We start from the raw sequence: 20,517 nt of genomic DNA on the forward strand, positions 1-20,517 counted from the left end.
GGAACTCCATGATTCAGGCGCCCTATGTGCGCCACGATGATGTGGGTTCCTCCCCGCTCTGTATTGGACCTGAGAGATTCCGCAGGAATGGTTGCCTGCTTGCACCGTCGGTGAGCCCAGTTACCTGGACTGCTTTCCAGAGTTGCCTCGCCGTGGCGGTACGTGGGCCTGAGAGATTCCTGGGGAGGATTTGCTCCTACGGCGCCTGACTGGATGTACCGGCAGGACTCTCCCGCCACAGATCAAAAGCATTGCGTCACGTCAGTGACACGGTTCACACCATAGCGGGTTATCTGGAAAAAGCGCAAGCAAGGGATACCTACCGGTGCATTGCCTCGTGGATCTGGAGCGCGAACCACAACTGGGCAACAGTGGAGGTTTCACCCATGTCCAGCCCCGTCAATTCGCCGATTTTCCGTATCCGATAGATGATGGTTTGCCGGTGCGCGAACAGGGCAGCGGCGGTTTTTTGCCAGGAACGCTGCGAGTCCAGATAGGTCCTCAGCGTGACGATGAGATCGCCTTCCTGGCTCTGCTCGTAATCGAAAATCGGGCCGAGGAGACGCCGGACCAGGGCAGTTCCTTCCTCGAAACCCGTCAGCCCCAGCCATGATGGTCCCTGCGCGTAGCGGGCCAGGCCAAGCTTGTTCGCCCGGGCCGATCCGAGCGCCCACAGTGACTCCTGCAGCGCGCGCTGAATGCCCGCCACACCCGCCGGAGCGCTGATCCCGATCGCGGCATCCGCCCCGGCACAATGAACCAGGATGTCGTCCGGCACATCAGCAGGGACCACGACGTGGAGCCGGTTGTTCCGCTTCAGGGAAGCCGACGCAACCCCGTGCCGCCACAGTTCGATGTGCACGTTAGCCAGCCTGTCGCCGTCGTCCGCTGCTTTATTGCCGGCGTCCGCGTAGAGCGAGGCGAGCAGGAAATCCTGGGGCGGAACATCAAAACCGGCCAGCCGGCTCTCCATCTCGGCCGCCCCCAATCTCCCATCCATGGCCTGCAGCAGGAACTCACCCGCCAGCCGATGGCGGCCTTCCAGCGACAGGACGATGCGCGAAAGCTGCAGTCCCAGCACGGTTGCGGCGTGCAGAAGTACGACGGCGTCCGGGTGCGGTTCGCTGTTGGGCAGCACCACGAGGAGCGCGTTGGCGTGGGTCGGGATGTCCATGGTCAGCACGTGCCGGCCCCGGATCCGGTGCCACTGGAAGTTCTTTCCCGCCAAGGACACCTGCCCGGAAAGCGGAGCCCATTCATCGGCAAGGAACCGTGGGACTGGCTGTCCCTCCGGGTGCCAGGGATGCAGGCAGCGGCGGTCCACCACGAACAGCTCCGCATCCAGTTCGGTGGCGAGCCGTTGGACCAGGCTCTGCCAATGGTCCTCCGAGGCGCCGGCCGTTCGGAGCAGGTCGTAAACCCTGGCCGTCTGCCGCAAGCGCCGGGACTCTTCGAGCAGGGAGGACTCGGCAACCGAGCGGGCGATCGCGATGAACGGCAGGGGGTAGGGGATGTTGATCAGCGGCAGCGGCAGCCGGTCACAGGCCGCCAGGAACTCCTGGGTCAGCGGAGGCGCGTGCATCTTCTCGCCGATGGCCAAGGCGCTTGCCCCGCTGTCCATAAGGGCCTCGGCGAGCGCCACTTGTCCCGCGGCGTCGGCCGGAATCGAGAGTCCATTGGTCATCATCAGCTCTCCACCTGTGACCCACTCCCAGAGCCTGGGCAGATCGGAGGTGTGGGCCCAGGTGATCCGGTTGTCGCGGCCCGCGTCACCGGCCAGAAGGCTGAGCCCGAGTTGGGGTTCAGCCACGAGTTCGGCGACCGTGATTGCCATCGGATGGGGTCCTGACTCTATGATTCCCGGGGCCCGTTCCGAACCTTTTAGACATTCGTCTAAGCGTCTGGGCCATTTGTAGTCAATGTACCGCTATTCGCCGTGACCCGCGTCACCAAGAATGGAATTACTTACTTCCCGCTCAATGGCGAGCACCCCTCACACCAAGGAACCGGCAATGACAATCCACAAGCCCATCGGCCCTGTCGACGCAACCAAAGTCCCCCGGTATGCCGGACTCGGCACCTTCGCCCGCCTCCCCCAAATTGACCGCGTCCCGGACTATGACATTGCGATTGTCGGCGTACCGTTCGACGGCGGAACCTCCTTCCGGCCCGGCGCCCGTTTCGGTCCTGCCGCGGTTCGCGAGGCCTCGCGTCTCCTGCGCCCGGGCTACCACCCGGAGCTCGACGTCGAACCCGTTTACGAAGCCCAGGTTGTGGACGCCGGCGACATCGCCTGCACGCCCTACGACATCACCCGCGCTGTTCGTGAGATCGAGGAGCAGGCGTTGCCCCTCATCAGCGAAGACAAGCGGCTGATCTCGATCGGCGGCGACCACACGATTGCCCTGCCGATGCTCAGGGCCCTGAACAAGGTCCATGGTCCGGTGGCTTTGCTGCACTTTGACGCACACCTGGATACGTGGGACACGTACTTTGACCAGCCCATTACGCACGGAACCATCTTCCGGCGGGCGTTCGAGGAAGGCCTCCTTGTGGAGGACAAGTCGATGCACGTCGGCATCCGTGGCCCTGTGTATGACCGCAATGACTTCCTCAGGGACCACGAGTTCGGGTTCCAGATCATCCGCTGCTCGGACCTGGATGTCATCGGTGTCCCGGCGGCAATCCAGCAGGTGAAGGACAGGCTCGGCGACACCCCGGTGTACGTCTCCATCGACATCGACGTCCTGGACCCCGCATTCGCTCCCGGTACGGGCACCCCGGAGATGGGCGGACTCCACTCCCGCGAACTCCTGGCCCTGCTCCGCGGCCTGAACGGCATCAACATCGTGGGCGCCGACGTCGTGGAGGTCGCTCCGGCCTACGACCATGCGGACATCACAACCGTCGCTGCGGCCACCCTTGTTTTCGACCTTCTCGGCCTGATGGTGAACCGCAGCAAAGCCACTACAGTCCGTGAACTGGCTTCGACGTCCCGGAGCGCATCATGAATGCGCCCTTGGCCACCCACGAAGTTCCCCGGCTTGAGGACAAAACCATCCAGCCGATCCCGCTGAATGAGCGGCACGGCAAGGCGCGCGATCTCTTCACCATCTGGTTCGGTTCCAACATCATGATCATGACCATCGTGACCGGCGGACTTGCCACCACGGTATTCGGCCTCGGTTTCGTGCCGGCGCTGGTGGGCATCATCATCGGCAACGTCGTGGGCGGCATCTTCATGGCGCTGCACTCGGCCCAAGGCCCCCAGCTGGGCGTGGCGCAGATGATCCAGACCCGCGGCCAGTTCGGCTCCTTCGGCGCCCTCTTGATCGTGGTCATCGTGGTCATCATGTACGTCGGGTTCTTCGCCGCAAACCTCGTCTTTGGCGGAGAAGCAATGGCCGCGGTCAGCCCCGGCATCAGCGTGGATGCCGGCATCATCATCATCGGCGTGGTCAGCGTCATCGCCACGATTTTCGGTTACCGGCTCATCCACGCCTATGCCAGGATCCTCAGCGTTGCAGCGGGCCTGGCTCTGTTGCTCGCCTTCGTGTGGATCCTCGTTGTCCACGGCCTTCCCGCCAGCTTCCTTGCGGAGGGCAATTTCAACTGGGTTGGCTTCATGGGGACCATCTCCGTCTCGGCCCTGTGGCAGCTGGCCTACGCGCCCTACGTCTCCGATTACTCCCGCTACATGCCGCAGGGCACGGGCTCGGCACCGGCGTTCTGGGCTTCCTACTCGGGCTGCGTCCTGGGAACGTTGTTCCCCATGATCCTGGGCGCCTTGGTGGGCACGCTCGCCATGACGATGAGCGCCGACAACGTCGAAATCGTTGGCAGCCTGGGTGCGTTGCTGCAGCCGTGGACCCTGATCATCGTGGGCATCTTCTGCCTGGGTGTCGCCGCGTCCAACGCCATGAACCTCTACTGCGGCGTCCTGTGCACTCTCACCATCGGCCAAACCTTCAAACCCTCATGGTTGCCCCGTGCCAAGACCCGCAGCATCGCGGCAGTCATCCTGTTCGTCGTCGCAGTCTCCATCGCCTTGTTCGCCCGCGACAACTTCATCCTCTTCTACACCAACTTCCTCTCCTTCCTGATGTACGTCCTGGTCCCGTGGACTGCCATCAACCTGGTGGACTACTACCTTCTGCGGCACGGCGACTACCGGGTTGAGGACTTCTTCAAGCGCGACGGCGGTGTGTACGGGCGGTTCAATTGGGTCGCCATCGGCTCCTACCTGGCAGGCGCCCTGATCCAGGTTCCCTTCTCGGCAACCGCAATCTACACCGGCCCCCTCGCGGCCGCGTTGGGAGGGGTGGACATCTCCTGGCTCGTCGGCCTCGTAGTGGTTGCTCCCCTCTACTACTTCGCGGCACGCGTGTTCCGGAAAAAGACAGAAGCCGCCCCCTTTCCATCCCCTGCACTCGCAAACTGACCTATCTGAAAGCGAATTGTCATGACCCTCACAGACACTGCCCACCCCGAAACCGTCCAGTTCACCGTTCGACGCACCTCCTCTGACCATGGCAGCAGCCTGCCTGCGCAGCTGCCCTTGCCTCCCGCCGGGCACTTCATCAACGGATCGTTCGTGCCCGGCTCCACCGGTCAGCTGATCGACGTCGTGGATCCCACCACCGAGCAGGTCATCGCCTCAGTGCAGGCGGGCACGGCGGACGATGTCGACGCCGCTGTAGAGGCCGCCGTCGTCGCCCAAAAGACCTGGGGGGCTACTACCCCCAAGGAGCGGGCGGACGTCCTGAACCTGATCGCCACCATCATTGAGGAGAACCGGCAAGCGTTCGAGCTCATCGAGTCCGCCAATACCGGCAAGCCGCAGGCAGTGGCCGAGGACGACGTCACCAGCACCATCGATACGTTCCGTTTCATGGCCGGCGCCTCCCGCACGCTGACTTCCATGGCCGGCGGCGACTACGCCACTGACCACACCTCCGTGATCCTCCGCGAACCCGTGGGCGTCGTAGGCGTCATTACCCCGTGGAACTACCCGCTGCTGATGGCCGCCTGGAAGATCGCACCGATTCTGGCTGCCGGCAACAGCATCGTCCTCAAGCCGTCCGAGCAGACCCCGTTGTCCACGCTGAAGCTGGCGGAACTGCTCGCCGGACGGATCCCGGACGGGATCCTCAACGTGGTCACTGGCCAGGGGCGCACTGTTGGACAGCGGCTTTCGGAGCACCCATCGATCGCTTTGGTCGCCCTGACGGGCAGCGTCGTTAGTGGCCAGGCCGTTGCGGAAACTGCAGCAAAATCCGTGAAGCGCGTCCACTTGGAACTTGGCGGCAAAGCGCCGGTTGTTGTCTTCCCCGACGCCGATCTCCGCGCCGCCGCCGCTGGAGTCCGCAATGCAGGATTCTGGAATGCCGGCCAGGACTGCGGTGCTGCCTGCCGCGTGCTGGTCCACGAGTCCGTGGCCGAGGAATTCACCGAGCACTTGGTACGCGAAGTCAGCACGCTGGTGGTCGGCGCACCCGAGGCTGGGGACGACGTCGAAATCGGTCCCATGATCTCCCGGCCCCACTTTGAACGCGTCAAGGAATCCTTGGCCGAAGCCCGCGAGGCGGGACTGAATATCGCGATTGGCGGCTCGGCACTGGAAGGCCCCGGATACTTCATCGAGCCAACGGTCATCAGCAACGTCCCCGCCGGCGCGCACATTGCAACCCATGAAATCTTCGGCCCCGTGGTCACTGTGGAGACCTTCTCTTCCACTGAAGAGGCCGTCACCCGTGCAAACGAAAGCCCCTACGGACTGTCCGCCTCCGTGTGGACCAAGGACTCCAGCCTCTCCCTGCGGATTCCCAAGCAGTTGGACTTCGGCACCGTCTGGGTGAATGCGCACCTGGTCCTTGCGTGTGAGGTACCGTGGGGCGGATTCAAGGGCTCAGGCTATGGGCGTGACCTCTCGCTCTACGCCCTGGATGATTACTCGCGCACCAAGCACGTCATGATCAACCACGGCGCGTAAGCCTTCAAACAAGCAACGGAGCTTAGCAATGACCACCAAAGACCTTTCCCGCGCCGCCACGCCTACGGCACCTTTTGGAACCGACATCACCTGGACCAACTGGGGCGGGAACCAGAGCGCGACGCCGGCCTTCACCGTCCGGCCAAGGAATGAACAAGAAGCGCTCGACGCCGTCCGTTTCGCCATTCGGGAAGGCCTGCCTGTGCGGGCGGTCGGCTCAGGGCACTCGTCCTCACCTCTTGTTCAGACTGGCGGCGTCCTGATGGACATGTCCGGGCTCTCGGCGATTACGGGAACTGACAAAGCCGGGCGTCGGGCGCGGGCCCTTGCCGGAACCACGATCAACGCCTTTGGAGATCCGCTGTGGGAGCAGGGCCTGGCCCTGGGCAACCAGGGCGATATCGACAAACAGCAGATTGCCGGCGCACTGGCCACCAGCACCCACGGGTCCGGAAAGCACCTGGGCAGTTTCTCGTCCAACCTCCGCTGGGTGAAGCTCATCAACGGCTACGGCGACATCGTGGAAATCGGCGAGGGTCAGCTCCGCGAACTCCGGGCCGCCCAGGTGGCTTTGGGGACGCTCGGTGTTTTCCTGGAGGTGGAACTGGCTGTTGAGGACAGCTACTACCTGCAGGAACAGATCACCTACCCCACCTGGGCGGAAACTGCTTCGACGTGGCAGGACGATATCGACAACAACCGGCACTACTCGTTCCTTTGGTGCCCGGAGAACGATTCCTGCGAGCTCCTGGATCTTCCCGGCGCACCCGGCCTGAGCATGGCCAACCGGAGCTACACCAAGCGGTATAACGTTGCTTCCATTCAGGACGAGCGCGGGATTTCGACCGTGGAAGGTGCCCGGCTTGACCGCTCGTACCGGATCTATCCTGGTGGCTTCACCACCCAGTTCCACGAACTTGAGTACTTCGTCCGCAGCGAGGACGGCTTTTCCGCCGTCGAGGCCATCCAGGAGCTGATCCGCAGCAAGTATCCCGAGCAGAAGTACCCTGTCGAGGTCCGCTGGGTGAAGGCCGACGACGCCTACATGTCCCAGTTCCAAGGGCGAGACAGCACCGTTATTACCCTGACCACCGAGCCTGGAACCGACTACTGGCAGTTCTTCCGGGACGCCGACGCCGTCCTGCAGGAATTCGAGCCGCGGGCCCACTGGGGAAAGATCCACTTCATGACACGGGGCCGCCTTGAGCGTCTCTACCCCGAGCTGGACACCTTCATCCAGGTCCGCCGCGAATTCGATCCCCGCGGAATCTTCCTGAACGACCACACCCGGGCCCTCGTAGGCTGATCCCAACGAACAAGCCCGATGCTCTCTCACATCCACACCCCCAGGCGGCATCCCTCTCTCACATCCCCTTGACACCCGTTTGAAACCTGCAAGTGGTAGTTTGTTCTCTGCCTAAGCCACACACCCGTACCCATCCGGAGGACATTCCATGCTTAAGGGTTTCAAGGACTTCATACTTCGCGGCAACGTGATTGAACTGGCCATTGCCGTCGTCATCGGCAGTGCCTTCACCGCTCTCGTAGCAGCCTTCACCAACCACATCATCAACCCCGTGATTGCTGCGGCCGGCGGCATGAATGCCGAAGGGCTTGGCTTCAAAATCTGGGAGAACAACCCGTCCACGTTCGTCGATTTCGGCGCGGTGCTGACTGCCCTTGTGACCTTCGTGATCACTGCGGCAGTGGTCTACTTCATCTTCGTGGCGCCCATGAACAAGATCAACTCCATGGTTAAGGACCGCCTCTCCACCGAAGAACCCGAGGAAGAGCCGCTGCCTGCGGATACCGCACTGCTGGCCGAGATCCGGGATCTCCTGAAGGATGCAGCGGCCCACCGTGGTACGGACCGCGATTCCGACCTCGACCCGGACAGCGTCCGCTAGGCCGGAGCAGTAACGACCAAGCACGAGCGTTCCTTCCCGGTTGCTTTGCAAAGCCCGGCGTTCCCACCGCGGGAACGTCGGGCTTTTGCGTTGCCGGCGTTGGGCACATGGGCACTAAGTGGACAGGAACGCAGCACCCACCAGCGTGTCCCCAGAACGTGACGCGGAGGCAACCGTCCTGAAACAGGCGCGGGGCAGCATGAAACCATGAAGCCCAAAATGAGCTCTCCCGTTACTGCGGATCTTCGGTGCGATGTCTGCGGACAGTTGCCCGAACCGCCCAAGGCCCGGCTCACCTTGGCCAACATCGCGGTGATGCTTCCCATTGAACTGCTGGTTCACGCGGCGGTTGTGGAAACCCATCTCCCCTATGTGGCCAAAGTGCTGCTGCTGACCGTGACTGCCACAGTGCTGGTTATCTGGGTGGCCGAACCGTCTGCTGCCAAGGTCCTCCGGCGATGGTTGCATGCTCCAGCCCTCCGCCAGCGGCACAAGCTGCACGCCGCACCTGCGTTGTGGCGGGCCCGGACCCTGCTGCGGGACCAGCCCGGCTCCCTGCAAAAAATCACCCATTCCTTGGCCAAGCTGGACACGAACATCCTCAGCATCCACGTTCACCCGATGGATGCCCCGGGCCGCCAGGGTACACAGGGCGCCCAAATAGTGCTGGACGAGTTCGTCCTCTCCGCCCCGGGTGAGGTCACCGAACATGAACTGCTGAAAGCACTCGACGACGGCGGCGGGCGTGAGTCACACGTGTGGCCAACCACAGCGCTTGCCATGGCTGATGGCCAAACCAAGGCCCTGAGCCTGGCCACCCGCATTGCCGGAAACCCAAAAGAGCTTCCGCACGCGGTAGCCGAACTGCTTTCCGCCAAAGTGGTCCCCAACGACCCCGAGAACCCGGCAGCCGAGGCGAGTGCCGGCGTCGAACGTTCAACGGACATCCTGAAGATTCCTACCGCATGGCATGGACCGCTGGTCTTTTCCCGACCAGGCGAGCCGTTCACGCCAGCCGAGTCCGCACGCGCGCACCGGCTTGCTGAGCTCGCCGAGATTCTGGCATACAGTCCGGAAGCCTCCCCAAGCTCGGCATACCAGGACTAGCCAGCACTCCTTCCCACTTACGACCCCGAAAGCCCGGCATTTCCCAGAAAACGCCGGGTTTTCGTGCGCTAAGGCAGGAGTAACCGGGAAGGAAGGCGCGCACGCATCCCACTCGGTCACATTTTGCCAACAGACTTTGTATACCAAATCCCTTGACAGTGCGGCCCGTCACATCTAACTTGGATTTTGGGATCCCAAAACGGGATCCCAAACAGACCCGCTACCGGCTGCGGCCCCCGCCACCAAAAGGGCAGGGACCGCAACAGTTGCCGCCGGCACGGGTCCGGCTGCAGCGATATCCACGCCCGGCTCATCCCCCCAAAGACATACCCCCAAAGACATACCCCAAAGACATTCCACCCCTGTTGACTCCTCTGAAGGAGAAGCTGTGTCTCCCCAAAACACCCAACTGGCAACCCAGGAAAACCAGGAAAACGAGCCCAAAACCGCCAAGGACGGTGTGCAGCGACGCACAAACGTCCGCTGGAAACTGTTCATCCTGCTCCTGGTCCTGGTCGCCGTCAATTACATCGACCGCGGTTCAATATCCGTTGCGCTCCCCATCATCCAGAAGGAATTCAACCTCCCGCCCGAGCTTGTGGGGCTTCTGTTGTCGGCGTTCTTCTGGACCTACGCGCTCATGCAAATCCCTGTCGGCTGGCTGATCGACAAGTTCGGCCCCCGCAAGATGGTCACTGCTTCCTGCATTGGCTGGGGCGCAGCGACTGCTGCTTCCGGCTTCGCAGGCGGCTTCCTGAGCATGTTCATCGCACGCCTTGGCATCGGTGTCACTGAGGCCGGCGTCATGCCTGCCGGTGGCAAGCTCAATGCCATCTGGATGCACAAGAAGGAACGTGGCCGCGGTGCCACCATCCTCGACGCCGGAGCTCCCCTGGGCGCTGGCCTGGGCGGCATCCTCATCACCTGGCTGATCGCCTCCACGGGCAGCTGGCGCATGTCGTTCATCATCGCCGGTGCCGCCACGATTCTCATGGGCTTGGCCGTCTGGTGGTACATCCGCGACAACCCCCGCCAGCACAAGGGCGTCAACGATGCCGAAGCTGAGTACATCGAAGCCTCGCATGCCGAGGACGACGCCGAGGCAGCCAAGGAAGGCGCACAGGGCAAGCGAGCCCTTCTCCCCTACCTGAAGTTCCGTTCGTTCTGGGCAATGTGCTTCGGCTGGCTAGGCTTCAACGGCGTCTTCTACGGTCTGCTGACGTGGGGCCCGCTGTATCTGGCCCAAGCCAAGGGCTTCGACCTGAAGACCATCGGCTGGTCCACATTCGTGATCTTCGGTGCCGGCTTCGTCGGCGAAATCCTCGGCGGAATCATCGCCGACAAGTGGCGCGCATCCGGCGCATCCGCAAACCGCGTCATGCGTACCCTCCTGGGATTCTCCAGCGTCGTAGTGGTGGGCGGCCTCGTAGGTGTCACCGTGGTCGCAGACCCGATCACCGCCGTCGTGCTTCTCTCTGTAGTCCTGTTCTTCCTGCGCTGGGTTGGCCTGTTCTGGTCCATCCCGTCCATCCTGGGCGGCCGCACCAACGCCGGTGTGCTCGGCGGGGCAATGAACTTCAGCGGCAACATCGCCGGGTTCGTCACGCCGATTGTGGTAGGCCTGATTGTCGGGGCCACCGGCTCCTACACCTGGGCGCTGCTGTACTTCGTTGGATCCGCGGTGATCATGGGCATCTCCGTCCTCGTCCTGGATTACAACAAGCGACTCCCGGTCTAACTCGCCTGACCGGGCCGGCCGGACGGTACTGAACCGCCGGATGGCCGGAAGCCCGCCTGGTCGCCGGGCGCACCGCCTCACACATCACGAAATGGAGCTGGAAATGCTAGCCGCAGAAGACACGAACATCACTGACCGCCCCCTCCGGGAGTCAGTGCGTGACACGCTCCGTTCCAGGATTTTTGAGGGGCACTATGCGCCCGGCACCAGGCTGGTGGAGCGCGACCTCGCCGCCGAATTCAACGTCTCCCGACTGCCCATCCGCGAAGCACTCCGCATGCTGAGGCAAGAAGGACTGATCCGGGACCGCGCCGGCCGCGGCTCCGAGGTCAGCGGCTTGAGCGCCAAGGATGTGGAGGACCTCTTCGACGTCCGTCAATCCTTGGAAGTCCTTGCCTGCCGCTTGGCTGCCAAGCGCGCAACCGCCGCGAATCTTGAACACCTCGCCGGACTGCTGGATGAGGCCGATCGGTGCCTGGCCAAGGGCTCCATCCTGGAAGCCCACCGCGCCAACAGCGATTTTCACGATGCCATCACGGCCATCGCCAACAACGACTTTCTCCGCTCCGCGCTGGAACCACTCCAGGGACGCATGCACTGGCTGTTCCGCCACGTCAGCGATCTCCCGGAACTCATCCAGGAACACCGCGACCTCTACGCCGCGATCGCCAGTGGCGATCCTGACCGCGCCGCTACCCAATCGGCGTCGCACATCGGCAAGTACCGCGAGCAGTTCCCGGAGGATTCCAGCCGCACTGAGCCCAAGCTGCAACGGAAAAAATCATGAAACTCCTGGTCATCAACCCCAACATCAGTGACGACGTCACGGCACTGATCGAGGCCGAGGCCCTGCGTTCAGCAGGACCGGATACCGAACTGATCGTGCGGACCGCCGGACACGGCGTCGAATATATCGAAACCCGCTTCGAGTCGCTGATCGCTGCTGGCGCTGTTGCCGAGCTGATCGCCGAATACGCGCACGACGGCGGAGCCAGCCTTGGGCGTGAACGCGGCGATGCCGCTGTGGACGGCGTCGTTGTGGCTGCCTTCGGGGATCCCGGCATGCCTGCCCTGAAGGAACTGGTGGACGTACCGGTCATCGGGATCACCGAAGCCGCACTCTGCGCGGCAGCACTCCAAGGCCAGCGTTTCTCCATCATCGCCATCTCGGACCGCATCCAGGCCTGGTACCTCGACTGCGTAGAGCGGTTCGGTTTTGGCGGCCGTCTCGCCTCCATCCGATCCATCAACCAGAGCCTCAATTCGATCGGATCCGTACAGGCCGACTTCAAGGAAACGCTCCTGGCACTTAGCCGGCAGGCGGTCGCAGAGGACGGTGCCGACGTCGTGATCCTTGCAGGTGCGCCGCTAGCAGGACTTGCCCGCGAGCTCGAAGGCCAGATTCCAGTGCCCGTGGTGGACGGCATCTCGGCCGGCATCCGCATGACGGAGGCCGTGGTCGCGTTGAAGTCGGGGGCACATCGCGGCGGCTCGTTCGCCGCGCCACCGGTCAAGCGCCGTCAGGGTCTCTCCGAAAACCTCGACGCCGCCCTGACCGTCGCACAGTCGGCGCACCTTTCCTCGTCCCCCACTCTCTAACGCTTCCCAAGAACAAGGAGGACAACGATGTCCCATTTCCCGGATCTCGTCATTGCCAACGGCACCGTGGTCAACAGTTTCGGCCGGCAGGCGGCCCACGTGGTGGTGGACAGCGGACGCATCGTCCAGCTCATTGACGCCACCGAACCCATTCCCGCGGCTGCCCGCACCATTGAAGCGCACGGCCAGCTGGTCATTCCCGGTGGCATCGATGGCCACTGCCATGTTGCCCAAGTGACGGGCCGATTCCGCACCCTGGATGACTACCGGACCACATCAACGGCTGCGCTGTGGGGTGGCACCACCACGATCATCGACTTCGGCATCCCCCGCGATGCCCAGGAGACACCACTGGAAGCTGTGCTGAACAAGAAGCGCCTGGCCGCCGAGTCGCGCTGCGATGTTGCCTTGCACGGCTCGGTTGTCGCCTGGGATGAGACGGTCCCGTGGCAGCTCGAACAGCTAGCCGCCGAGGGTGTCCGCTCGGTGAAGATGTACACCACCAACCGCGGTTCAACCATGGCCGACGGCGACACCATCCTGAAGGTCATGCGCGAAATGGTGCGCTTGGATGGCCTCACGTACATCCATGCAGAGCACGATCCCATCATCACCGATTGCACTGACCAGCACGTCGCGGATGGCCGCATCGGCATCGAACACCTGCACCGTACCCGGCCTGAGCTTGCCGAGGAGATCTCGGTCAAGGAAACCCTGGCGATGGCTGAGTACACCGGAGCGCCCGTCTACTTCGTCCATCAGTCCACTCCGGGCGCCGTGGATCTGGTCACCGAAGCCCGCGAGCGCGGCCAGGAAGCGTACTCCGAGACGTGCCCGCACTATTTGACCCTGGATGACACCGTCTACGGTTCAAAATTCCCCGAGTGGTACGCCTGCTGTCCGCCGATGCGGAGTGCCGAAACGGTGGCCGCGCTCAAGGAACGCCTCGCGGCCGGGGCAATCCACACTGTTTCCTCGGACCACTCCTGCTACGACCTCTCGCAAAAACGCGAGCGCACGGACGACGTCCGCTACATGCCGCACGGCCTCCCCGGCGTCGAGACGCGGATGCCCGTGACGTTCACGGCATTGGTCACTGAGTCGGGCGGCTCTGTGGAGGAGTTCGTTGAGGTCTTCTCCGCCGGCCCCGCACGGATCAACGCCGTGCCGCGGAAGGGCGCCATCGTGGAAGGCTTCGACGCCGACCTCGTAATCTTCGATCCCGCCTTCCAGCAAACCGTCGACGGCGGTGCGCTGCACATGGGGACTGATTTCTCGCCTTTTGAAGGGAAGACGCTGAACGGTTGGCCCGCCGTCGTGGTCTCTTCCGGGCGAGTGGTCCTCGACGAGGACGGTTTCCACGATCTTGGCGCCGTCGGACGTTTCGTCGCCCGGAACGGGTTCGCTGAACACCGCGACGCCCTCTCCGTTCCCGTCCTTCCCTCTGCCGAATCCCTCAGCGCCTAGGAGCAAGCATGCCTTCAAACAACCGCCCCATCCGCATCGGCATGATCGTGCCGTCCTCCAACACCTGCCTTGAGCCACAGACCTACCGGATCCTGGGCGATCGCCAGGATGTAACCATCCATTCAACCCGCATACCGGTCACGCGAATCGCCCTGGACGACTCCTCGGACAAGCAATTCGATTCCTCTGTAATGCGTGCCGCCGCCGAGTTGCTGGCCACGGCGAATGTGGACGTCATTGCTTGGAACGGCACCTCCGGATCCTGGCTTGGAGCTTCCCACGACCATGCCTTGGTCAGTGAGATCACGGACGCCACAGGCATACCGGCCACCACGTCCACGCTCGCCTACTTGAACGCGTTTTCTACTTTTGGCACCGAGCGAATCGGATTGTTCACCCCCTATACGGCAGACGTGAATGAGGCCGTGATCGCGTCCTATGCCAAGGAAGGCATCAAGACGATCGATCACCGGCACCTCGACCTGACTGATAACGAATCCTTTGGCCGGGTCGCCGATGAGGAGATGCTGCCGGGTTCCCTGGAGCTGGCAGCCGCCCACCCGGACGCCTTGGTCTACCTGTGCACGAATCTTTACGGAGCCAACATCACGGCCGAGGTGGAGGCCCGGACCGGCGTTCCGGTGCTCGATTCTGTGGCAGTGACCCTCTGGCATGCACTCAAGCTTGCCGGAGCTCCGTTGCTGGACCCGAAATGGGGGCGCTTGCTGGCTGAGTAGATGAGCTTGCCCGTCACGGCTCATTCCTCATCGATGCGTTCGAGCAGCTTGCCGAGCGCATCCCGGATATCGTCATAGTCGTTCTGCGCCGCACGGCTCTCGGCAGAGATGACCGCACATCTGTGGATCTTCTTGAAGTCGCCGAAGGGAAATTTGTAGTGGCCCTTTTGGTCAGCAGGATGATCGTCGTCCACGCCGAGGTACCACTTGGAATACTCGGCTTGGCCGTTCTTCTCCAGGAACTCATTCTCGTCCTTGGTGGACGGGGCGTGCTCGCTCCAGTCATCCCGGACATCCTTGACGATCTTGCCGTCACGGATCAGGTGCTTCGCGTTGTCGAAGGCTTTCTTGTTGAGTTTCACGGTCATGGCGCAACCTCGCTTCGATGTGGCGGTTCGGCATGGGTTGGGTAACTCGTACGGTTCAGCTTAGGACGACGGCGGATGGCCGGGAAGAGCCAGGGCCGCGCGCACTCCCAGGATTGCGTTCAAGGGATGAGCCGTACCCGGAGCCCTGTTCCGGGTTCCTTCACGACCAACCGACGTTCGATTGCTCCAAGTTGTTTGAGCCATAGAACCTTGCCGTCGGCAGTCACGGCCTCCACCCGGCCTTGGTCCACGATCTTGTTGCCACGCCAGATCTGCACATCCTGGCCAACGAGTGGCCTCCAATCCGTCACCCTCTTGCTTTGTGGTTTGTCGAAGCGCGAATCGGGCGTCGAATCCTTCATATCGTCTTGCAAATCGCTGACTCCTAGCCATTCATCTTTCCGCAGTCGCCTTCTGGGCAGACTTCTGTACAAAAGATGTGGCTCTGCAAGCCCGGATATGACGCGAATATCGGCGCCGAATTTAGGGGGCCAACCCTGCTAGAGCGCCTTCACAGCGCCCAACACCTTGGTCAACGAATCCTTTGCGTCGCCGAACAGCAAAGTGGTCTGAGGTTCGTAGAGAAGTTCGTTTTCGATGCCGGCGAATCCTGGACGCATGGAACGTTTGAGGAATACCACCTGCCGGGCCTCAGCTACTTCCAGGATGGGCATTCCGTAGATCGGCGAACCTGAGGTGGTCTTGGCTGCAGGGTTCACGACGTCATTGGCACCCACCACAAGGGCAACGTCCGCGGTCTTAAACTCCGGGTTGATGTCGCTCATTTCCTTCAGCGATTCATAGGGCACGTTGGCCTCGGCCAGAAGGACGTTCATGTGACCGGGCATGCGTCCTGCTACGGGATGGATGGCGAAGTCCACCTCAGTCCCGCGTGCTTCCAAAGCCAAGGCCAATTCAGCGGCTGTGTGCTGGCCTTGCGCCACAGCCAAGCCGTACCCGGGAACGATGATCACCCGCTGGGCGTAGCCGAGCAGCACCGCAACATCTTCCGGGCTGGAGGATCTGACCGGACGCTCACTCACGGCAGTGGACCCAGCCGTGGAGCCGCCCTTGAAGGCACCGAACATGATTCCCGCAACGCTGCGGCCCATCGCGGCAGCCATGGCCCGGGTGAGGATGGTGCCTGACGCTCCAACCAGGGTTCCGGCAACCACCAGGAGTACGTTACCCAGCACCAACCCCGACGCGGCAACGGCCAATCCGGTGAAAGCGTTGAGCAGCGAGATGACAATCGGTACATCGGCGCCGCCCACCGGGAGCACCAGCAGGACACCGGCCACAAGACCAAGGATCAGCAGCACTAACGCCAGCATCAATGAACCATCCAGTATCACCACCACCCCTGCGCCCACTGCGGCCAGCAGCACCACGCCCATCAGGACGGGCAGGCCCGGGAACGTCACCGGCCGGGTGGTCATCAGCCCTTGCAGTTTGGCAAAAGTGACGCCAGAACCCGCAAAGGAAACCGCTCCGACCAGCAGCGTGAACACAATGGCCAAGCGAACCCACGCATCACCTGTATGCGAGAGCTCCAGCAATGCCACGAGCGCAGCCGCACCGCCACCCACGCCGTTGAACAGGGCCACGAGTTGCGGCATCTGTGTCATCTGAACGCGGCGCGCCACAGGTGCGGCCACCACCGATCCCACGGCTATTGCCCCAACGATCCACGGAACGTTGTCCAGTTTCACCGAGACGAACACAGTAACCACGGCCAACAAAGCACCGAATGCCCCGATGAGGTTTCCGCGCCGTGCAGTCCGAGGGGAATTCAGTCCCTTCAAAGCAAGGATGAAACAAGCAGCCGCTGCGAGGTAAAGGAGAGCCGTCCACGTGGGATCCAGAAGAGTCACCGGCCGCGCTCCTTGCCCGCATGTTCCCCGGAGGAGACAACTGACGACGACGGCCGTTGCTTCCCACGGAACATCTCCAGCATGCGGTCCGTCACCACGAATCCGCCCACAAGGTTGGCCGTGGCCAGGACTACAGCCAGCAGGGCGACTGCCAGTACCCACGGATCAGAGGCCTGGCCCGCAACGATAATGGCACCCACCAGAATGATTCCGTGGATCGCATTTGCCCCGGACATCAGGGGTGTATGGAGGGTACTGGAGACTTTGGAGACGACCTCGAAGCCCACGAAAACTGCCAGTACGGTGATCGTGAGCAGACTCATGCCATCCATCAATGCACTCCTTCACTGCCAGGGTTGGCCGCTGTGTGGGCACTTCCAAAGGGGCCGGTCTCACCCGCGAGCGCCGCGAGTGCTTCAGCTGTTGGCGCGTGCCGCACCTCGCCGTCGTGGGTGAGGCAGGTTCCCGCCACAACCTCGTCCTCAAAGTCCGGGGTCACCACTCCCTCCCTGGTCATCAATGCGATCAGGTTGGCCACATTCTTGGCGAACAAACGGGAGGCATCTGCGGGCATCGCGGATGCTGGGTCCTTGAGCCCCACCAACGTCACTTCACCTTGCCCATCAGCGGTGGGGATGTGGATGTCCTGCCCGGGGATGCTGCCTTCCACGTTGCCGCCTGACTCAGCCGCCAGATCTACTACGACGGATCCGGGGCGCATCCCTTGGACCATTTCACGGCTCACCAGCAGCGGTGCGCGCCGACCGGGTACGGCGGCCGTTGTGATGAGGACATCTGCCTGCGCCACGTGCGGGGTCAAGAGCGCACGCTGCAAAGCACCCCTGTCTGCGCTGAGTTCACGCGCATACCCTCCTGAAGCTTCAGCGGTTTCAAGGTCCAGCTTGATGAATGTCCCGCCCATGGAAGCCACTTCGTCCGCCGACGCCGGACGGATGTCATTGGCCGAAACCCGCGCGCCCAGCCTCTTGGCGGTGCCGATCGCTTGTAGCCCGGCCACACCTGCACCCAGCACCAGGACACGGGCCGGCGGAATGGTCCCGGCCGCGGTCATGTACAAGGGGAAGAACCGTGGCAGACGCGTCGCGGCCTCGAGGACGCAGCGGTATCCGGCCACCAATGCCTGTGAGGTGAGGGCGTCCATGGACTGTGCCCGCGAGATCCGGGGAACCAGTTCCAGCGCAAAGGATGTGATGCCACCTGCGGCGAGCGCCCGCACCGTTGGTAACTCCGACGACGGCGACCCCAACCCGACGGTGACCGAACCGGGGCGGAGGGCTCCCGCCGTCGACGGTTCCATGGGACGCACGTGGCAGTAAACGTCCAGGGATCCGAGATCCAAGGACTGCACAACGGAAGCGCCGGCCTGCCGGTATTCGTCGTCGCTATGTCCGGAGGCGATCCCCGCCCCGGACTCGATCTCAACATCAAGGCCCAACCCGGTCAATTGCTTGACCGTTTCGGGCGTGGCTGCCACTCTGCGCTCACCGTCGAGTGCCTCGCGCGCTATGCCTGCTTTCACCCGCCACCCCTCTTTGGGAACTCTCCAGAACCAGTTGGCACGAGTCTATGGCCGCAAGGGTCCGGACGGGAGTAGGGGGGTGCGCTATGTGGACAAGTCCATTAGGGTCGGTGGAAGCTGGGGCACCCAGCCTCCACACCGTCGACGAGCCGGTTCCGGCCGTGCCGTCGGGAAGGAACGCCGCCATGGACACATTCAAAATCGGCTATTTCGTCGGAAGCCTCTCCAGTACATCTATCAACCGCGTCCTCTCCAAAGCCCTCATCAGCGTGGCGCCTCCGGAACTGGAGTTCCATGAGATCGCCATCCGGGACCTCCCGTTGTACAGCTCCGACTACGACTCCGACTTTCCGCCTGCCGGCAGGGAATTGAAGGATGCGATCGCCGCATCGGACGGCATCCTGTTCGTCTCACCCGAGTACAACCGTTCCATTCCAGGCGCTTTGAAGAACGCCATCGACTGGGGATCCCGGCCGTGGGGCACCAACTCCTTCGCCCGGAAGCCCACCGGCATCATCGGAGCGTCGCCGGGCGGCATCGGAACCGCGGTGATGCAGTCCTCCATGCGCAGCGTGCTCAGCTTCCTCGACGCACCGCAGCTGAATGCGCCCGAGGCTTACATCCGCTTCGTCGCGGACGCGTACGACGACGACGGCTCGGTTAAGGACGAGGGCACGGCAGGGTTGCTGCGCCACTATATGGCGGAATACAGCGCGTTCGTCCAGCGTGTACTGGCAGCCAACGCTCCGGGCCATATCGGCGACCAGGAACCGGATTCGGCCAAGCTCACGCGCTAGCCCCTCATTGGTCAGTATGCTTACTAGTACGAGGATTCGCGAACACGCCCTTTCCCATAGGAGAAACGATGCTTCGTAGATTAGCCCTGGCAACCCTGGCACTGACCCTCTTCACGGGGTCCCTGTTGTCAGTCGCGGCAGCAGCAAACGCAGCAAACGCAGCCGCTCTGCAAGGCCACGTGGCTGCCACCACCCCCACGCCGTCGGCCTCGCCGAGCAACCCGTCCGGCCCGTCAACGGCAACACCCACAAACCCGGCTCCTTCGTCGGGCGGGCAAACCACGTCCAACCCGGCAACCAGCGGACCTGCCAACCCAGGGACTGGCGAGTCGGACCCGCAGGAACAAACCCGCACAGACGTGACACCGTGGATCCTGGCCGCCGTTGCTGCGATCATCGTCATTGCGCTGATCATCTGGGCGGTTCGAGGACGCGGCCGGAATGAGGAAGTGAGGGACGAGCAGCTCTAGGCGAAGCTAAGACGGGACCGAGCGTCCGGCGCGCTGTCTAGCGCTGGAAGCAACTGCAGCCTGCCTCTGTTCCTATAGATACGTGATGAGAGAACAGAGAGTTGGCTGACATGACTGAGTTGCACGATGGGCACCCTTCCGACCTAACGGGTGGTGGGCAGGCTTCGGATGTCAGGCACGAGACCTTCAGCATCACGCGGGATTTTGAGGCGAACCGGGCGGACGTCTTCGCCCTGTTCGCGGACGATCGGTTGCGCCGGCGCTGGTTTCGGATGCCGGGAACGGGAGCCAATTACGATCACGACTTCCGCATTGGCGGCGGTGAGGAGGCGAGCAGCACCTTCGAAATGCCAGACAGCCAGGACCAGGAACTGCGCAATCGATCGCGCTACCTCGACATCACGCCCGATCGCCGAATTGTTTTCGTCTACGAAGCCATCGTGGACGATGTAACCCGGTGGGCATCACTGGTAACGGTGACCCTGGCCGATGCGGAAATCGGCACAACCAGGCTGACCTGGACGGAGCAGGTCACGTTCCTCACGCGAACCGGAGACGGCAGCGCTGACTTACCTCATCTGCGCACAGGGACGACCCTTCGCCTCAACGGGATACCGGGCGCGCTCAAAGCATAGGCTGGTGATACCGTCGGCTAGCCCACGCGCTCAAACACCATCGTTGCCTGGATGCGGTCCCCGCCGCCGATCATCCCCTTGCTCCCGCTGCTCGCCGTGGTAATCGTGTGCAGCCGGTAGCCCTTCGCGGCCTGATCGTTGATGGCCTTCTCCAAGGAGGTCAGATTGCCCGAACCGGTTCCCCACAGTTTCTCCTTGAGGATCACTTGCAGGACGACATACTGCTGCATGACACCGCTCCCTTCCGTTGCTGGTCAATTGGAGGCAATGCTACTCAACGCGGCGG

21 protein-coding genes and 1 riboswitch are annotated in these 20,517 nt (G+C 62.8%); of the genes, 14 read left to right on the plus strand and 7 right to left on the minus strand.

Annotation, left to right across the window (positions count from 1 at the left end):
- Positions 1–146: 146 nt before the first annotated feature.
- A riboswitch (glycine riboswitch) is annotated at positions 147–245 on the minus strand.
- Between the two features lie 74 nt (positions 246–319).
- Positions 320–1,834 (minus strand): PucR family transcriptional regulator, encoded by a 1,515-nt coding sequence (locus J2Y41_RS09850; protein ID WP_224092996.1) that lies wholly within the window; start codon positions 1,832–1,834, stop codon positions 320–322.
- A 178-nt stretch (positions 1,835–2,012) separates the two neighbouring features.
- Here J2Y41_RS09850 and speB point away from each other — a divergent pair, with 178 nt between their 5' ends.
- The 11 genes from speB (at position 2,013) to J2Y41_RS09905 (ending at position 14,547) form a co-directional block, all read left to right on the plus strand.
- On the plus strand, positions 2,013–3,011 hold the full coding sequence (gene speB / locus J2Y41_RS09855) for an agmatinase (protein WP_224092994.1): 999 nt from the start codon (positions 2,013–2,015) through the stop codon (positions 3,009–3,011).
- Positions 3,008–4,441, plus strand: coding sequence for a cytosine permease (locus J2Y41_RS09860; RefSeq protein WP_309928271.1), 1,434 nt, complete (start codon positions 3,008–3,010; stop codon positions 4,439–4,441). The genes speB and J2Y41_RS09860 overlap by 4 nt, the downstream gene beginning before the upstream one ends.
- Before the next feature lie 21 nt (positions 4,442–4,462).
- Positions 4,463–5,992, plus strand: coding sequence for an aminobutyraldehyde dehydrogenase (locus J2Y41_RS09865; RefSeq protein WP_309928272.1), 1,530 nt, complete (start codon positions 4,463–4,465; stop codon positions 5,990–5,992).
- A 28-nt stretch (positions 5,993–6,020) separates the two neighbouring features.
- A complete protein-coding gene (locus J2Y41_RS09870) occupies positions 6,021–7,298 on the plus strand; it encodes a D-arabinono-1,4-lactone oxidase (protein WP_309928273.1) in 1,278 nt (425 codons plus the stop codon).
- Between the two features lie 148 nt (positions 7,299–7,446).
- A complete protein-coding gene (gene mscL, locus J2Y41_RS09875; protein ID WP_309928275.1) occupies positions 7,447–7,899 on the plus strand; it encodes a large conductance mechanosensitive channel protein MscL in 453 nt (150 codons plus the stop codon).
- Positions 7,900–8,106: 207 nt separating this feature from the next.
- On the plus strand, positions 8,107–9,006 hold the full coding sequence (locus tag J2Y41_RS09880) for an amino acid-binding protein (protein ID WP_309928276.1): 900 nt from the start codon (positions 8,107–8,109) through the stop codon (positions 9,004–9,006).
- A 388-nt stretch (positions 9,007–9,394) separates the two neighbouring features.
- Positions 9,395–10,744 (plus strand): MFS transporter, encoded by a 1,350-nt coding sequence (locus J2Y41_RS09885; RefSeq protein WP_224165788.1) that lies wholly within the window; start codon positions 9,395–9,397, stop codon positions 10,742–10,744.
- 103 nt (positions 10,745–10,847) lie between these two features.
- Positions 10,848–11,531, plus strand: a complete 684-nt coding sequence (locus J2Y41_RS09890) for a GntR family transcriptional regulator (protein ID WP_309928277.1) — start codon at positions 10,848–10,850, stop codon at positions 11,529–11,531.
- Positions 11,528–12,343, plus strand: a complete 816-nt coding sequence (locus J2Y41_RS09895; protein WP_224092980.1) for an aspartate/glutamate racemase family protein — start codon at positions 11,528–11,530, stop codon at positions 12,341–12,343. Before J2Y41_RS09890 ends, J2Y41_RS09895 begins: the two co-directional genes overlap by 4 nt.
- A gap of 27 nt (positions 12,344–12,370) precedes the next feature.
- The gene (locus J2Y41_RS09900; protein ID WP_309928278.1) at positions 12,371–13,810 is read left to right on the plus strand and encodes an amidohydrolase family protein; all 1,440 of its coding nucleotides are present in this window, start codon (positions 12,371–12,373) and stop codon (positions 13,808–13,810) included.
- Between the two features lie 8 nt (positions 13,811–13,818).
- On the plus strand, positions 13,819–14,547 hold the full coding sequence (locus J2Y41_RS09905; protein WP_224092976.1) for an aspartate/glutamate racemase family protein: 729 nt from the start codon (positions 13,819–13,821) through the stop codon (positions 14,545–14,547).
- 20 nt (positions 14,548–14,567) lie between these two features.
- Here the strand turns inward: J2Y41_RS09905 and J2Y41_RS09910 are convergent, their stop codons facing one another.
- The 5 genes from J2Y41_RS09910 to J2Y41_RS09930 all read right to left on the minus strand — a co-directional run bounded on the left by J2Y41_RS09910 (position 14,568) and on the right by J2Y41_RS09930 (position 18,329).
- Entirely contained in the window at positions 14,568–14,915 is a 348-nt protein-coding gene (locus J2Y41_RS09910) for a hypothetical protein (RefSeq protein ID WP_224092974.1), read from the minus strand.
- Positions 14,916–15,034: 119 nt separating this feature from the next.
- Positions 15,035–15,277 (minus strand): hypothetical protein, encoded by a 243-nt coding sequence (locus J2Y41_RS09915; RefSeq protein ID WP_309928279.1) that lies wholly within the window; start codon positions 15,275–15,277, stop codon positions 15,035–15,037.
- 138 nt (positions 15,278–15,415) lie between these two features.
- Positions 15,416–16,789, minus strand: coding sequence for an NAD(P)(+) transhydrogenase (Re/Si-specific) subunit beta (locus tag J2Y41_RS09920; RefSeq protein WP_309928280.1), 1,374 nt, complete (start codon positions 16,787–16,789; stop codon positions 15,416–15,418).
- Positions 16,786–17,121 carry an NAD(P) transhydrogenase subunit alpha gene (locus J2Y41_RS09925; protein ID WP_224092964.1) on the minus strand — a complete coding sequence of 112 codons (336 nt, stop codon included), beginning with the start codon at positions 17,119–17,121 and terminating at the stop codon, positions 16,786–16,788. The genes J2Y41_RS09920 and J2Y41_RS09925 overlap by 4 nt, the downstream gene beginning before the upstream one ends.
- Positions 17,121–18,329, minus strand: a complete 1,209-nt coding sequence (locus J2Y41_RS09930) for a Re/Si-specific NAD(P)(+) transhydrogenase subunit alpha (RefSeq protein WP_309928281.1) — start codon at positions 18,327–18,329, stop codon at positions 17,121–17,123. Before J2Y41_RS09930 ends, J2Y41_RS09925 begins: the two co-directional genes overlap by 1 nt.
- A 185-nt stretch (positions 18,330–18,514) precedes the next feature.
- Here J2Y41_RS09930 and J2Y41_RS09935 point away from each other — a divergent pair, with 185 nt between their 5' ends.
- The 3 genes from J2Y41_RS09935 (at position 18,515) to J2Y41_RS09945 (ending at position 20,231) form a co-directional block, all read left to right on the plus strand.
- On the plus strand, positions 18,515–19,126 hold the full coding sequence (locus J2Y41_RS09935) for an NADPH-dependent FMN reductase (RefSeq protein ID WP_216927281.1): 612 nt from the start codon (positions 18,515–18,517) through the stop codon (positions 19,124–19,126).
- 68 nt (positions 19,127–19,194) lie between these two features.
- Positions 19,195–19,596, plus strand: coding sequence for a membrane protein FAM174 family protein (locus J2Y41_RS09940; RefSeq protein ID WP_224092961.1), 402 nt, complete (start codon positions 19,195–19,197; stop codon positions 19,594–19,596).
- A 110-nt stretch (positions 19,597–19,706) separates the two neighbouring features.
- A complete protein-coding gene (locus J2Y41_RS09945) occupies positions 19,707–20,231 on the plus strand; it encodes an SRPBCC domain-containing protein (protein WP_309928283.1) in 525 nt (174 codons plus the stop codon).
- 17 nt (positions 20,232–20,248) lie between these two features.
- On the opposite strand, the gene J2Y41_RS09950 is transcribed toward J2Y41_RS09945, so the two are convergent.
- Positions 20,249–20,461, minus strand: coding sequence for a DUF4177 domain-containing protein (locus J2Y41_RS09950; RefSeq protein ID WP_224092958.1), 213 nt, complete (start codon positions 20,459–20,461; stop codon positions 20,249–20,251).
- Positions 20,462–20,517 lie beyond the last annotated feature (56 nt).

Origin of the sequence: Arthrobacter sp. 1088, assembly GCF_031455315.1 — a bacterium.
Lineage (GTDB): Bacteria > Actinomycetota > Actinomycetes > Actinomycetales > Micrococcaceae > Arthrobacter.